General features: G+C 64.3%; 16 protein-coding genes. 7 read left to right on the plus strand and 9 right to left on the minus strand.

Annotation, left to right across the window (positions count from 1 at the left end; genetic code table 11):
• The first annotated feature begins 1 nt into the window (after nucleotide 1).
• Nucleotides 2-1,444: a metalloprotease TldD gene (tldD, locus tag AC1ZV1_RS05515; RefSeq protein ID WP_484295854.1), complete on the plus strand. Its 1,443-nt coding sequence runs from the start codon at nucleotides 2-4 to the stop codon at nucleotides 1,442-1,444.
• Nucleotides 1,445-1,484: 40 nt separating this feature from the next.
• Here tldD and yjgA read toward each other — a convergent pair whose 3' ends face one another.
• Nucleotides 1,485-2,009 carry a ribosome biogenesis factor YjgA gene (gene yjgA, locus AC1ZV1_RS05520; protein ID WP_024766553.1) on the minus strand — a complete coding sequence of 175 codons (525 nt, stop codon included), beginning with the start codon at nucleotides 2,007-2,009 and terminating at the stop codon, nucleotides 1,485-1,487.
• Between the two features lie 116 nt (nucleotides 2,010-2,125).
• On the opposite strand from yjgA, the gene pmbA reads away from it, so the two are divergent.
• From pmbA to AC1ZV1_RS05550, 6 genes are all read left to right on the plus strand, one after another.
• On the plus strand, nucleotides 2,126-3,475 hold the full coding sequence (gene pmbA / locus AC1ZV1_RS05525) for a metalloprotease PmbA (protein WP_484295855.1): 1,350 nt from the start codon (nucleotides 2,126-2,128) through the stop codon (nucleotides 3,473-3,475).
• A 149-nt stretch (nucleotides 3,476-3,624) separates the two neighbouring features.
• Nucleotides 3,625-4,008, plus strand: a complete 384-nt coding sequence (locus AC1ZV1_RS05530) for a FagA protein (RefSeq protein ID WP_484295856.1) — start codon at nucleotides 3,625-3,627, stop codon at nucleotides 4,006-4,008.
• Nucleotides 4,001-5,392 (plus strand): class II fumarate hydratase FumC, encoded by a 1,392-nt coding sequence (gene fumC / locus AC1ZV1_RS05535; RefSeq protein WP_484295857.1) that lies wholly within the window; start codon nucleotides 4,001-4,003, stop codon nucleotides 5,390-5,392. The genes AC1ZV1_RS05530 and fumC overlap by 8 nt, the downstream gene beginning before the upstream one ends.
• Before the next feature lie 29 nt (nucleotides 5,393-5,421).
• Nucleotides 5,422-5,871: a hypothetical protein gene (locus AC1ZV1_RS05540; protein WP_484295858.1), complete on the plus strand. Its 450-nt coding sequence runs from the start codon at nucleotides 5,422-5,424 to the stop codon at nucleotides 5,869-5,871.
• A 33-nt stretch (nucleotides 5,872-5,904) separates the two neighbouring features.
• Entirely contained in the window at nucleotides 5,905-6,531 is a 627-nt protein-coding gene (locus AC1ZV1_RS05545) for a superoxide dismutase (protein WP_484295859.1), read from the plus strand.
• A 22-nt stretch (nucleotides 6,532-6,553) separates the two neighbouring features.
• On the plus strand, nucleotides 6,554-7,447 hold the full coding sequence (locus tag AC1ZV1_RS05550; RefSeq protein WP_484297511.1) for a ZIP family metal transporter: 894 nt from the start codon (nucleotides 6,554-6,556) through the stop codon (nucleotides 7,445-7,447).
• Nucleotides 7,448-7,459: 12 nt separating this feature from the next.
• On the opposite strand, the gene AC1ZV1_RS05555 is transcribed toward AC1ZV1_RS05550, so the two are convergent.
• The 8 genes from AC1ZV1_RS05555 to lptC all read right to left on the minus strand — a co-directional run bounded on the left by AC1ZV1_RS05555 (nucleotide 7,460) and on the right by lptC (nucleotide 13,068).
• Nucleotides 7,460-7,732 carry an HPr family phosphocarrier protein gene (locus AC1ZV1_RS05555; RefSeq protein ID WP_484295860.1) on the minus strand — a complete coding sequence of 91 codons (273 nt, stop codon included), beginning with the start codon at nucleotides 7,730-7,732 and terminating at the stop codon, nucleotides 7,460-7,462.
• Nucleotides 7,733-7,766: 34 nt separating this feature from the next.
• Nucleotides 7,767-8,624 (minus strand): RNase adapter RapZ, encoded by an 858-nt coding sequence (gene rapZ / locus AC1ZV1_RS05560; RefSeq protein WP_484295861.1) that lies wholly within the window; start codon nucleotides 8,622-8,624, stop codon nucleotides 7,767-7,769.
• A gap of 2 nt (nucleotides 8,625-8,626) precedes the next feature.
• A complete protein-coding gene (gene ptsN / locus AC1ZV1_RS05565) occupies nucleotides 8,627-9,094 on the minus strand; it encodes a PTS IIA-like nitrogen regulatory protein PtsN (RefSeq protein ID WP_037009823.1) in 468 nt (155 codons plus the stop codon).
• Between the two features lie 9 nt (nucleotides 9,095-9,103).
• The gene (hpf, locus tag AC1ZV1_RS05570) at nucleotides 9,104-9,412 is read right to left on the minus strand and encodes a ribosome hibernation-promoting factor, HPF/YfiA family (RefSeq protein WP_017518151.1); all 309 of its coding nucleotides are present in this window, start codon (nucleotides 9,410-9,412) and stop codon (nucleotides 9,104-9,106) included.
• 78 nt (nucleotides 9,413-9,490) lie between these two features.
• On the minus strand, nucleotides 9,491-10,993 hold the full coding sequence (locus AC1ZV1_RS05575; protein WP_484295862.1) for an RNA polymerase factor sigma-54: 1,503 nt from the start codon (nucleotides 10,991-10,993) through the stop codon (nucleotides 9,491-9,493).
• A gap of 254 nt (nucleotides 10,994-11,247) precedes the next feature.
• Nucleotides 11,248-11,973 (minus strand): LPS export ABC transporter ATP-binding protein, encoded by a 726-nt coding sequence (lptB, locus tag AC1ZV1_RS05580; protein WP_484295863.1) that lies wholly within the window; start codon nucleotides 11,971-11,973, stop codon nucleotides 11,248-11,250.
• Nucleotides 11,973-12,509, minus strand: a complete 537-nt coding sequence (gene lptA / locus AC1ZV1_RS05585) for a lipopolysaccharide transport periplasmic protein LptA (RefSeq protein WP_017518148.1) — start codon at nucleotides 12,507-12,509, stop codon at nucleotides 11,973-11,975. Before lptA ends, lptB begins: the two co-directional genes overlap by 1 nt.
• A complete protein-coding gene (lptC, locus tag AC1ZV1_RS05590; protein ID WP_484295864.1) occupies nucleotides 12,496-13,068 on the minus strand; it encodes an LPS export ABC transporter periplasmic protein LptC in 573 nt (190 codons plus the stop codon). Before lptC ends, lptA begins: the two co-directional genes overlap by 14 nt.
• Between the last annotated feature and the right edge of the window lie 3 nt (nucleotides 13,069-13,071).

Consider the following 13,071-nt stretch of genomic DNA (forward strand, 5'->3'; position numbering starts at 1 on the left):
TATGAGCGAACTGTTGTCATCCGTCAGTCAGCACCTGCTGGCCCCCGGTGGTCTGGATATCGACCAGCTGTCGCCGATCCTGCATGAACTGAGCGGCCCCGGCATCGACGCCGCCGACCTGTACTTCCAAAGCCAGGTCTCCGAGTCCTGGATGCTGGAGGACGGCATCGTCAAGGAAGGCAGCTTCCACATGGATCAAGGCGTCGGCGTGCGCGCGCAGTCCGGCGAGAAGACCGGCTTCGCCTACAGCAACGCGATCAACCATGAAGCCCTGATCCAGGCAGCCCGCGCCGCCCGTTCGATTTCCCGCGCCGGACAGAACGGCAAGGTCCAGGCTTTTACGGCTGTGGTGCCGACCCGCCTGTACGCCGGCGAGAATCCGCTGGACGTGATGAGCCGTGCCGAGAAGGTGGCGTTGCTGCAGAAGATCGACGCCGCCACCCGCGCGCTCGATCCGCGCATCCAGCAGGTCACCGTCAGCCTCGCCGGTGTCTGGGACCAGGTGCTGATCGCTGCGGCGGACGGCTCGCTGGCCGCGGACATCCGCCCACTGGTGCGCTTCAACGTCAGCGTCATCGTCGAGCAGAACGGCCGCCGCGAGCGCGGTGGTCACGGTGGTGGCGGTCGCACCGATTACAAGTACTTCCTCCAGGAAGACCGTGCCATGAGCTACGCCCGCGAGGCGTTGCGCCAGGCGCTGGTCAATCTTGAAGCGGTGCCCGCGCCGGCCGGCAGTCTGCCGGTAGTGATGGGTGCCGGCTGGTCCGGCGTGCTGCTGCACGAAGCCGTGGGTCATGGTCTGGAAGGCGACTTCAACCGCAAGGGCAGCTCGAACTACAGCGGTCGCATTGGCGAGAAGGTGGCTTCCAGCCTGTGCACCATCGTCGACGACGGCACCATCGCCGGCCGTCGCGGTTCGCTGTCGGTGGACGACGAAGGCACGCCCACCCACTGCAACGTGCTGATCGAGAACGGCATTCTCAAGGGCTACATGCAGGACAAGCTCAACGCCCGTCTGATGGGTGTGGCGCGCACCGGCAACGGCCGTCGCGAGTCCTATGCGCACCTGCCGATGCCGCGCATGACCAACACCTACATGCTGGCCGGGCAGAGCGATCCGCAGGAGATCATCGCCAGTGTCGAGCGTGGCATCTACTGCGCGAATCTCGGTGGCGGCCAGGTGGACATCACCAGCGGCAAGTTCGTCTTCGCCACGAGCGAGGCCTACCTGATCGAGAACGGCAAGATCACTCGCCCGGTGAAGGGCGCGACCCTGATCGGCAACGGTCCGGAAGTGATGGGCCGGGTGTCCATGGTCGGCAACGACCTGGCGCTGGATAGCGGTGTGGGCACCTGCGGCAAGGACGGCCAGTCCGTGCCGGTCGGTGTCGGTCAGCCGACCCTGAAGATCGACGCCATCACTGTCGGCGGCACGGGCGCCTGAGGCCGTTGCGAGCAGGGCTGGATGTGAGGGACGCGGCTGCTCAGCGCAGGCCGCGTTTGAGCTCGTCCAGCTCGCGGATGTACTTGAAGATCTTCCGCGCCGCTGCCGGAGGCTTGTTGTGAGCGGCCTCGTGCTGGGCGTGGCGGATCAGCTGGAGCAGATGCTGGCGGTCGCTTTCCGGGTATTCGCCGAAGAAGGCCGACAGCGCGGCGTCACCACCGGTGATCAGGTGGTCGCGCCAGCGCTCCAGGGCGTGGAAGCGTTCGTTGTACTGGCGGGTCGACGTATCGACCTGCTCCAGAAGGGCGAGGATGGCCTCGACGTCCTGGTCGCGCATCAGCTTGCCGATGAACTGCCGATGGCGCTTCTTGGCGGCGTTGGCCTTGTGCTTGGGAGCTTCTTCCAGCGCGCGGCGCAGCGGATCGGTCAGCGGCATGCGATCGAGCATGTCGGCCTTGAGCGTGGTGAGGCGCTCGCCGAGTTCCTGCAGCGCGTGCATTTCGCGTTTTACTTGCGACTTGCTCTTCTCATCGAAGGACGAGTCGTCATCGTGAATTTCAGCCATGGCGGGGGTCTCGTTGAAAACGCCGCCATGATAACGAGTCAGGGGCCGCTTGTCCGGCCCACGCCGGTTGCCGCCGCCTGATGGCAGGGCCGGAATATGAACAGGAGAGGCATGCAATGAGCGAACACAACCCGGCAGTGAGCCCGGAGGTCCTTCCCGAACTGCGCGAGCAGGTCGAGCGGATCATCGCCGAGGCTTCCCGGCAGGGCGCCAGCGCCTGTGAGGTAGCGGTGTCGGTGGAGCAGGGGCTGTCGACCTCGGTGCGCCAGGGTGAAGTCGAGACCGTCGAATTCAACCGCGACCAGGGCTTCGGCATCACGCTCTACGTCGGTCAGCGCAAGGGCTCGGCGAGCACCTCGGCCACCGGCGACGATGCTATCCGCGAGACGGTGGCGGCGGCGCTGGCGATTGCCAAGCACGCTTCCGAAGACGATTGCGCCGGCCTGGCGGACCCGGCGCTGATGGCGCGTGACCTGCCGGACCTGGACCTGTACCACGGCTGGTCGATTACCCCCGACCAGGCCATCGAGCGCGCGCTGGCCTGCGAGGCCGCTGCGTTCGCCACCGACAAGCGGGTCACCAAGGCAGACGGCACGACGCTGAACACCCACCAGGGTTGCCGTGTGTACGGCAACAGCCACGGCTTTGTTGGTGGCTACGCCAGCACCCGCCACAGCCTGAGCTGTGTGATGATCGCCGAGCTCGAAGGGCAGATGCAGCGCGACTATTGGTACGACGTGAACCGCCGCGGCGAGCTGCTGGGCACTCCCGAGTCGATCGGTCGTCGCGCCGCCGAGCGCGCCGCGAGCCGTCTCGGCGCGCGTCCTGTGCCGACTGCCGAAGTACCGGTGCTGTTCGCACCAGAAGTCGCAGTCGGTCTGTTCGGCCACTTCCTTGGCGCCATTTCCGGCGGCAGCCTGTACCGCAAGTCGTCCTTCCTCGAAGGTGCGCTGGGCCAGCGGCTGTTCCCGGAATGGCTGACCCTGGACGAGCGCCCGCTGTTGCGCGGTGCGCTGGGTAGCGCCTCGTTCGACAACGATGGCCTGGCCACCTACGCCAAGCCCTTCGTGGAAGGTGGCGAACTGGTTTCCTACGTCCTTGGTACCTATTCCGGACGCAAGCTGGGCATGCCCAGTACGGCCAACTCGGGTGGCGTGCACAACCTGTTCGTCAGCCATGGCGACGAGGACCAGGCGGCCCTGATCCGTCGCATGGGCCGCGGCCTGCTGGTGACCGAGCTGATGGGGCAGGGTGTCAACCTGGTGACCGGCGACTACTCCCGCGGCGCGGGCGGCTACTGGGTGGAGAATGGCGAAATCCAGTTCCCGGTCCAGGAAGTCACCATCGCCGCCAACCTGCGAGACCTGTTCCGCAACATCGTCGCCATTGGCAACGATGTGGAGTACCGCGGCAACCTGCACACCGGCTCCGTGCTCATCGAAAAAATGATGGTCGCCGGCAACTGATCCACCTGCCGCGGCCCGGCTGGCCGCGGCTTCCAGCGTCTCCTTGATCCCCCTCTCCAGACAAGCCGTCCAGCGCATTGCGTTTGGACGGCTTGTTTTTTTAATTCTCACAAACAATAATCAATCTCATTATCGATTGTGGGGTTGCCATGTTTGCCGACGTCGACAGCTCGATCACTGACCGCTGGTACCGCCTGGGCACCCGTATCCGCTGCGCCCTGGAGCCGGATGAACCGCGCCTGGTCGAGCACTATCTCGGCGAGGCTCGCTACCTGGCCGCCTGGGAGCCGGTGCCGGCTTGGCGCCTGTTCGAGAAGTGCTTCCAGCTGCTGCTTGATAGCAGTCGTGACATCGCGCTGCCCTGGCATTGGCGCGTGCTCTGCCTGGACCACGCCTATCTCCCTCTTCGTGAACTGCAACGCCTGGCGACGTCGTCCGCCCAGCGCCAGCGCCTGAGCCTGCTCGGCAGGCGCATGGCGCAGCAGGAGATGGCGCCCTCCCTGAGACTGCAAGAAGGAATCGAGAATGACTGACAGCCGTATCGAACGCGACAGCATGGGCGAACTGGAGGTGCCGGCGTCGGCGCTCTACGGCGCTCAGACGCAGCGGGCGGTGAACAACTTCCCGGTGAGTGGTCAGCGCATGCCGCGACCGTTCATTCGCGCGCTGCTGCTGGCGAAGGCGGCCGCCGCACGCGCCAACGTCGGCCTGGAACAGCTGGACGCGGAGACCGGCGCGGCCATCGTCGCCGCCTGCGAAGAGCTGCTGGCCGGTGACGTGCAGCAGCATTTTCCGGTGGATGTGTTCCAGACCGGGTCGGGCACCAGCTCGAACATGAATGCCAACGAGGTGGTCGCGACGCTGGCCAGCCGACGCCTGGGCAAACCGGTTAACGCGAACGACCAGGTCAACTGCGGGCAGAGCAGCAACGATATCATTCCCTCGACCATCCATATCAGCGCGGCGCTGGAGATCCACCAGCACCTGTTGCCGGCAGTGGACCATCTGCACGCCACCCTGGAGAAGAAAGCCCAGGCGGTGCATCAGTATGTGAAGACTGGGCGTACTCACCTGATGGATGCCATGCCGGTGCGCCTGAGTCAGGTGCTCGGCGGCTGGGCGCAGCAGGTACGCCAAGCCTCGCAAGGCATCCAGGCGCAATTGCCGGCGCTGCAACAACTCGCCCAGGGGGGCACCGCCGTCGGTACCGGGGTGAACGCCCATCCGCAGTTCTCCGCGCGCTTCTGCGAGGAGCTCAATGGTCTGACGGGCCTGGTGTTCCGGCCCGGTGACGATTTCTTCGCACTGATCGGCGCCCAGGACATCGCTGTGGCCACTTCCGGCCAGCTCAAGGCGTTGGCCGTGGCGTTGATGAAGATCGCCAACGACCTGCGCTGGATGAACTCCGGACCGCTCGCCGGCCTCGCCGAAATAGAACTGGAAGCGCTGCAGCCTGGCTCGTCGATCATGCCCGGCAAGGTCAATCCGGTGATCCCGGAAGCTGCCGCCATGGTTGCCGCCCAGGTAATGGGCAACGACACCACCATCGCGGTCGCCGGGCAGTCCGGCAACTTCGAGCTGAACGTGATGCTGCCGGTCATCGCCGACAACCTGCTGCGCAGCATCCACCTGCTGGCCAACGTCAGCCGCCTGCTGGCGGACAAAGCCGTCGCCAGCTTCAAGGTCAACGAGGCGAGCCTGCGCGAGGCGCTGTCGCGCAACCCGATCCTGGTCACCGCGCTGAACCCGATCATCGGCTACCAGAAGGCTGCGGAGATTGCCAAGCAGGCCTACCGCGACGGCCGGCCGATCATCGACGTTGCGCTTGAGGGCTCTTACTTGAAGGGCACCGACCTGGACCGTGCCCGTCTCGAGCAACTGCTCAATCCCGAGAAGCTCACCGCCGGCGGACTCTGAGTCCGCCCCACCCGCTGGAGGAAACGGCCATGCGCCACTGGCAACGCACCATCGAACTGGGCAATCGCTGCTTCATTCGTCAAGAGTTGATCGATGCCCGTGAGCACTACCTGCACGCCCTGGCGCTGGCACAGGTGCTGCTGGACCGCTGGCACGACGCCGAGGAGGCGGTGATGGCCTTCGTCATCTCCCACCACAATCTCGGCGACCTGCACCTGCAGCTGGGCCAGCCGGAGGAGACCGCCGAATACCTCTGCGCCTGCCACGAACGGCTGCTCGCGCTGGGTGAAGACCTGCGCAAATGCTCGGATCTGCGCGCCGCGGCGGTTCAGCACAGCCGTCGCACTTATGTCGAATTGCTCAACTTCATCGGCGAACACGGCACCTACCCGCGCACCCAGCGCCTGCTGCGCCGCCAGGGCGCGGTGGAGCTGCGCCCGGGATTGTTCACCGCCGTTCAATCGATGCGTTATCACTGAGTCGATGCGCCCCCACTGACAGAAGGTTTGAAGATGCCCCACGTCCTGCCTGCCTTGCCCTACGCCTACGATGCCCTGGAACCGCATATCGATGCGCAGACCATGGAAATCCATCACTGCAAGCACCACCAGACCTACATCAACAACCTCAACGCTGCGCTGGAAGGCACCGAGTTCGCCGAGACGCCGGTGGAGCAGTTGCTGCAGACGCTCGACAGTCTCCCCGCTGCTCTGCGTGGACCGGTGATCAACAATGGCGGCGGCCATGCCAACCACTCGCTGTTCTGGACCGTGATGGCGCCGGACGGCGGCGGCCAGCCGCAGGAAGAGCTGCGTCAGGCGATCGACGCCGAGCTGGGTGGTTACGACGCTTTCTGCCAGGCCTTCACCCAGGCGGCATTGACCCGCTTCGGCAGTGGCTGGGCGTGGCTGTGCGTCGATCCGCAAGGGCGTCTGGTCGTCGAGAGCAGTGGCAACCAGGACAGCCCGCTGATGCAGGACAACCTGCCGATCCTTGGCCTGGACGTCTGGGAGCACGCCTATTACCTGCGCTACCAGAACCGCCGACCGGAATACATCGCGGCCTTCTATAACGTCGTCGCCTGGCCGGAGGTCCTCCGACGCTACCGTCTGGCCCAGCAGGAGCGGGGCAACGGATGAAACCGAAGGCGGCACCATGCGTCTGATCGTGCAGAGTCTGCGTGAAAGCGGAGGGCGCAATGTGCGTTGGTTGCTGGGACTGAGCATCGTCCTTGGCGGCGGTGTACTCATGGCTCAGCATCTGATGCTGCTGGCACGGCTGTCGCTGTCGGCGCCGATGTACCTGGCCCTGCAGGGCGGCATGCTCTGCGCGCTCGGGACCGCTCTGGGAGCGCTGCCCGTGCTGCTGGTGCGCAGCATGCCGGCACGCATCGCCGACACTATGCTGGGCTTCGGTGCTGGGGTGATGCTGGCGGCCACGGCCTTCTCCCTGCTGTTGCCGGCACTGGAGGCGGCAGAAGCTTCCGGACGGCCGACCTGGCTGGCCTCACTGCTGGTCAGCCTCGGCCTGGCGCTGGGGGCTTTTGGCCTCGCCGTCTTCGGGCGGGTGCTGGAGGATGCCCAGGCGAACATCCAGGGTGTAGCCGACGGCAAGGTGCCGGCACGTATCCTCCTGTTCGTCGCCGCCATCGTCCTGCACAACATCCCCGAAGGCATGGCTGTGGGCGTCGCCGCCGGGGGACAGGTGCAGGGGGCGAGCGGCCTGGCGCTGGGGATCGCGCTGCAGGATGTGCCAGAAGGGCTTGCGATTGCGCTGGTGCTGGCCGGGGCGGGCGTCTCGCGCGGCAAGGCGGCGTTGGCCGGTGCAGCATCCGGGCTGGTGGAACCGCTGTTTGCGGTGCTCTGTGCCTGGCTGATCGGTATTTCGCGGATGTTCTTGCCCTGGGGGCTGGCCGCGGCGGCAGGGGCGATGCTCTACGTCGTGGTGCGCGAGATCATTCCCGAATCACAGCGGCGCGGCCACGCGGCGCAGGCCACGCAGGGGCTGATCATCGGCTTCTGTCTGATGATGGCGCTGGATACGTCGCTGGGCTGAGGGCCCTGCGACTCACTCGCCTTCGTCGAAGTAGTTGTTGATCAGGTCGACCAGCGCTTTGAGCGCTTCGTCTTCCTGTTCGCCTTCGGCTGCGAGGTGCAGATGGGTGCCCTTGCCAGCGGCCAGCATCATGACGGCCATGATGCTCTTGCCGTCCACCGTGCTCTCCGGGTTGCGGCCCACGCGAACCTGGCAGGGGAATCGCCCTGCAACGCCGACGAATTTGGCCGCCGCACGGGCGTGCAGGCCAAGCTTGTTGATGATGGTGACTTCGAGGGCGGGCATCGCGAGGGGCTGTCCTTTTGTTGTCTGTCGCTGCTTAGCTCAGGTCGCGGTGGCGAATCTGTACGTTGGTGAGGGTTTCCTTGAGGGCCTGACCAATGCGTTCGGCAATGTAGGTCGAACGGTGCTGGCCACCGGTGCAGCCGATGGCAATGGTCACATAGGCCCGGTTGCTCGCGGCGAAGCGCGGCAGCCATTTGTTCAGGTAGCCGAGGATATCCTGGTACATCTCCTCGACGTCCGGTTGTGCCGCCAGGTACTCCTGGACGTCCGCCTCCAGTCCCGTGTGCTCGCGCAGTTCGGGCTTCCAATACGGGTTGGGCAGGCAGCGCACGTCGAACACCAGGTCGGCGTCCACCGGCATGCCACGCTTGAAGCCGAAGGATTCGACCAGGAAGGCGGTGCCCAGTTCGGGTTTGTTCAGCAGGCGCAGCTTGAGCACGTCGCGTAGCTGGTAGAGATTCAGGTTCGTGGTGTTGAGCTTGAGATCGGCCAGGTCGGCGATCGGTGCCAGCAGGTTCGACTCGTCGCTGATGGCCTCGGCCAGGGAGCGGGTGTCGGTGGTCAGCGGGTGGCGCCGGCGAGTCTCGGAAAAGCGTTTGAGCAGGGTTTCGTCATCGGCATCGAGGTACAGCACGTCACACTGGATGTGCTTGTCGCGAGCTTCCTGCAGCAATTCGGGAAAGCGTTGCAACTGGCTGGGCAGGTTGCGTGCATCGATGGAGACGGCGACCTGCGGGTGCAGCAGTTCGGTGTGCAGCAGCGCGCGCTGGGCCAGGTCCGGGAGGAGGCTGGCCGGCAGATTGTCGATGCAGTAGAAGCCGTTGTCCTCGAGCACGTTGAGCGCGGTGCTCTTGCCCGAACCGGATCTTCCGCTGACGATGATCAGGCGCATGATCAGTGCCCGTTGTTCTGGAAGTCCACGACGATCCGGTACAGGTCCTCGCCGTTGGCGGCGTGACGCAGGCGGTCGCGAACGTCGGAACGGTCGAGCATGGAGGCGATCTGTCGCAGCAGTTCCAGATGCTCCTCGGTGGCTGCCTCGGGCACCAGCAGCACGAACACCAGGTCCACCGGCGCGCCGTCGAGGGCGTCGAAGTCTACCGGGTGATCGAGGTGCAGGATGGCACTGATGGGCGACTGGCAGCCGGGGAGGCGGCAGTGCGGAATGGCGATGCCATTGCCGAAACCGGTGGAACCCAGGCGCTCCCGGGCCACCAGGCTGTCGAAGATGTCTTGGGAATCGAAACCCGGCAGCTCACGAGCCACCAGGTTGGCGATTTGTTCGAGGACGCGTTTCTTGCTGCCGCCCGGCACGTTCACGAGGGAACGGCCGGGGGTCAGGATTTGCTCAAGTCGGATCATAGAGAGGGGTTAACGGACGCCAACACCTTGCTGGCGTTCGAGGTATTTTTCCTTGTGCTTGATCAGTTGGCGGTCGAGCTTGTCGGTGAGCAGGTCGATAGCCGCGTACATGTCTTCATGTTCGGCGCAGGCCACCACTTCGCCACCGGCGATGTGGAGGGTGGCTTCAATTTTCTGCTTCAGCTTCTCGACCTCCATGATGACCTGAACATTGGTGATCTTGTCGAAGTGGCGCTCCAGTCGGCCAAGTTTCTCGCCGACATAGTCGCGCAGGGCGTCGGTCACATCCAGTTGATGTCCACTGATGTTGACTTGCATACCGCTTTCTCCTTGTTGCCCGTGTGTAAGTGGCAGGTTATGGGGCCTGCCGCCGGAACACCTTGGCGTGGATCAACGTCACACCAGTCGCTTGCGCTCGCTCGAGGGAGAGATTCCTAGGGACTCCCGGTACTTGGCGACGGTACGACGTGCCACTTGAATGCCCTGTGCCTCCAGTAAACCAGCGATCTTGCTGTCACTCAATGGCTTTTTCGGACTTTCCGCCGCGACCAGTTTCTTGATGATCGCGCGGATCGCGGTGGACGAGCATTCGCCGCCTTCGGAGGTACTGACGTGACTGGAGAAGAAGTACTTCAGCTCGAAGATGCCACGCGGCGTGTGCATGAATTTCTGCGTGGTGACGCGCGAGATGGTCGATTCGTGCATGCCCACCGCTTCGGCGATGTCATGCAGGACCAGGGGCTTCATCGCCTCCTCGCCGTACTCGAGGAAGCCGCGCTGGTGTTCGACGATCTGGGTCGCCACCTTCATCAGGGTCTCGTTGCGGCTCTGCAGGCTCTTGATGAACCAGCGCGCTTCCTGCAACTGGTTGCGCATGAAGGTGTTGTCGGCGCTGGAATCGGCGCGACGCACCAGGCCTGCATACTGCGAGTTCACGCGCAGGCGCGGCACTGCTTCCTGGTTCAGCTCCACCAGCCAGCGGTCGTTGTGTTTGCGAACGATGACATCCGGCACCACGTACTCGGCTTCGCCGGACTCGATCTGCGAGCCTGGGCGCGGGTGCAGCGACTGGATCAGCTCGATGGTTTCGCGCAGCTCGTCTTCCTTGAGCTTCATGCGGCGCATCAGCTGGGTGTAATCGCGGCTGCCGAGCAGGTCCAGGTGGTCGCTGACCAGACGGATGGCTTCGGCCAGCAGGTAGGTCTTGGTGGGCATCTGGCGCAGTTGCAGCAGCAGGCATTCGCGCAGGTTGCGCGCGCCGACGCCAGCGGGCTCGAGCTGCTGTACGCGGCGCAGCACGACTTCCACTTCATCCATCTCGACACCCAGCTCCGGGTCGATGGAGGCGAGGATGTCGTCGAGGGACTCTTCCAGGTAACCGTCGTCGTTGATGCCGTCGATGATGCTCAGGGCGATCAGCCGATCGGTATCGGACATGGGCGCCAGGTTGAGTTGCCACAGCAGATGGCTCTGCAGGCTTTCGCCGGCGGAGGTGCGGGAGGTGAAGTCCCACTCATCGTCATCGTTGCTGGGCAGGCTGCTGGCGCTGGTCTGGTAGATGTCTTCCCAGGCGGTGTCGACCGGCAACTCGTTGGGAATGCGTTCGGCCCACTGGTCCTCGTCGAGGCTGTCGGCGTTGGGCGTGGTACTTTCCTGGAAATTGTCCTGGGACGTGCTGGTGCTGCCGTTGGCGCCCGATTCGGCACCATCGGCCATGGGGTCGCTATTGTCGAAGTCCTCGCCTTCTTCCTGGCGCTCCAGCATCGGGTTGGACTCCAGGGCTTCCTGGATTTCCTGTTGGAGGTCCAGCGTGGAGAGCTGGAGCAGTCGGATGGCCTGTTGCAGCTGCGGAGTCATCGTCAGCTGCTGGCCCATCTTGAGGACTAGCGATGGTTTCATGGCAGGAACTAGGCACCTTGTTCGCTGGCGCGAAGCGCGCCATATCCACGACTACGGACGCCAGGGCGCCGCGAGGAAGCAAATTATATGCCTGAGTTTGGACGCTTTGCCTAGGGCCTGTCGACCTTTCGTTACAACCCGGTTGCGTCAGGGTAGGCCAGGCAGCCGAATACGTCGCGGAGCGGCCGGCAGACCGCACCACGCGTGGGGGAGGGATGGAGCTGCCACGCCCAGGCAAGGCGCGGCTCGGGGCTTTAGAGGCGGAACTCGTGACCCAGGTAGACTTCCTTCACCAGGTCATTGGCGAGGATGCTTTCGGCGTTGCCTTCGGCGATCAGTTGACCGTCGTTGACGATGTACGCCGTTTCGCAGATGTCCAGGGTCTCGCGGACGTTATGGTCGGTGATGAGTACACCGATGCCCTTGGCCTTGAGGTGGTGGATGATCTGCTTGATGTCGCCCACGGAGATCGGGTCGACGCCGGCGAAGGGTTCGTCCAGCAAAATGAATTTCGGCGAACTGGCCAGTGCGCGGGCGATTTCCACGCGGCGGCGCTCGCCACCGGACAGGCTCATGCCGAGGTTGTCGCGGATGTGGTGGATGTGGAACTCCTCGAGCAGGCCCTCCAGGGATTCCTGGCGGCCGGCGCGATCCAGGTCGGTGCGAGTCTCGAGGATGGCGCCGATGTTGTCTGCCACCGACAGCTTGCGGAAGATCGAGGCTTCCTGCGGCAGGTAGCCGATGCCGGCGCGAGCGCGGCCGTGCATGGGCAGGTGGGTGACATCCTGCTCGTCGATGCGCACGACGCCCTGATCGGCACGGACCAGGCCGACGATCATGTAGAAGCAGGTGGTCTTGCCCGCTCCGTTGGGGCCGAGCAGGCCGACGATCTGCCCGCTTTCGATGCTGATACTGACATCGCGGACGACTTGCCGGCTCTTGTAGCTCTTGGCGAGGTGCTGGGCGGTTAGCGTAGCCATTACTGCGCTTGATCCTGCTTTTTCTTGGGCTGGATGACCATGTCGATACGCGGGCGCGGCGTGGTCACCTGGGAGCCGGTGGCGCGGCCTGCGTTGACGATCTGGCGCTGGGTGTCATAGACGATCTTCTCGCCTTCGAAGGTGTTGCCTTCCTGAATTACCTTGGCCTGGTCGATGAGTACGACGCGGTTCTGCGAGACGAAGTACTGGATGGTCAGGCCATAGGCCTGGGTGATCTGCTTGTCCGGTGCCGGCTTCTGTTCGAAGTAGGCAGGCTTGCCGACCGAGGTGACGACCTCGATTTCGCCATCCTTGTTCTGCTTGAGCGTGACGGTGTTGCCAGTCAGCTTCATGCTGCCCTGGGTCACCACCACGTCGCCGCGATACACGGCCACGCCCTGCTTGTCATCCAGTTCGGCGCTGTCGGCCTGGACCCGGATCGGCTGTTCCCGATCGGTGGGAAGAGCCCAGGCGGCAGAGCTGCCGATGGCGGCGGCGAGGCTGAAAAGAAGGGGGAGGGTGTTAACGAGCCTCATGCTGACCTCTTACGTTGGACAGCAGGAGCATCCGGCTGTCTTTCAGATACGCTTTCATGCCAACTGCCGTGGTCACACCGTTGGGCTCGGTGATCTTCACGGGCTGGTCAGTCTGCGCATAGTCCTTGTCTGGGAACACCGTCATGCGCGAGGTGTTGAGCAGGAGCGTGCGCTGCTGGGCGTCGGTGCGCGCAACGCGCACGTCGTCGATCAGCTCGACCTGCTTGCCTTCGGGGGCCACTTCGGCGCGAACGCTCTGGACGTGCCACGGCTGAGGCTCGTTCTCCCGGTGGAGATAGAGGTCGGGCGTGGTGACCAGGGTCACGTCGGTTGCTTTCAGGTGTTCGAGTTTGTCGGCGGTCATCTCGTAGGCGAGGGAACCGTCGAGGCGGTATTGAACGCTCTTGGCATTCACCACATAGAAGTCGACCGCATCGCTGGTCTGCGACTTGAGTTGCCGCTCGTTGAAGTCCAGGCGCACGTTCCAGTAATAGCCAAGGGCAATCAGCAGGATGGCGATCAGGGCGAGCAACAGCTTCTGTTGGAATGTCTTGGGCATGTT

Source organism: Pseudomonas sp. BB438, from assembly GCF_057180225.1.

Bases quoted from the DNA above. Each gene is read 5' to 3' on its own strand.
- tldD (WP_484295854.1), top strand. From the start codon at position 2: ATGAGCGAACTGTTGTCATCCGTCAGTCAGCACCTGCTGGCCCCCGGT.
- yjgA (WP_024766553.1), bottom strand. From the start codon at position 2,009: ATGGCTGAAATTCACGATGACGACTCGTCCTTCGATGAGAAGAGCAAG.
- pmbA (WP_484295855.1), top strand. From the start codon at position 2,126: ATGAGCGAACACAACCCGGCAGTGAGCCCGGAGGTCCTTCCCGAACTG.
- AC1ZV1_RS05530 (WP_484295856.1), top strand. From the start codon at position 3,625: ATGTTTGCCGACGTCGACAGCTCGATCACTGACCGCTGGTACCGCCTG.
- fumC (WP_484295857.1), top strand. From the start codon at position 4,001: ATGACTGACAGCCGTATCGAACGCGACAGCATGGGCGAACTGGAGGTG.
- AC1ZV1_RS05540 (WP_484295858.1), top strand. From the start codon at position 5,422: ATGCGCCACTGGCAACGCACCATCGAACTGGGCAATCGCTGCTTCATT.
- AC1ZV1_RS05545 (WP_484295859.1), top strand. From the start codon at position 5,905: ATGCCCCACGTCCTGCCTGCCTTGCCCTACGCCTACGATGCCCTGGAA.
- AC1ZV1_RS05555 (WP_484295860.1), bottom strand. From the start codon at position 7,732: ATGCCCGCCCTCGAAGTCACCATCATCAACAAGCTTGGCCTGCACGCC.
- rapZ (WP_484295861.1), bottom strand. From the start codon at position 8,624: ATGCGCCTGATCATCGTCAGCGGAAGATCCGGTTCGGGCAAGAGCACC.
- ptsN (WP_037009823.1), bottom strand. From the start codon at position 9,094: ATGATCCGACTTGAGCAAATCCTGACCCCCGGCCGTTCCCTCGTGAAC.
- hpf (WP_017518151.1), bottom strand. From the start codon at position 9,412: ATGCAAGTCAACATCAGTGGACATCAACTGGATGTGACCGACGCCCTG.
- AC1ZV1_RS05575 (WP_484295862.1), bottom strand. From the start codon at position 10,993: ATGAAACCATCGCTAGTCCTCAAGATGGGCCAGCAGCTGACGATGACT.
- lptB (WP_484295863.1), bottom strand. From the start codon at position 11,973: ATGGCTACGCTAACCGCCCAGCACCTCGCCAAGAGCTACAAGAGCCGG.
- lptA (WP_017518148.1), bottom strand. From the start codon at position 12,509: ATGAGGCTCGTTAACACCCTCCCCCTTCTTTTCAGCCTCGCCGCCGCC.
- lptC (WP_484295864.1), bottom strand. From the start codon at position 13,068: ATGCCCAAGACATTCCAACAGAAGCTGTTGCTCGCCCTGATCGCCATC.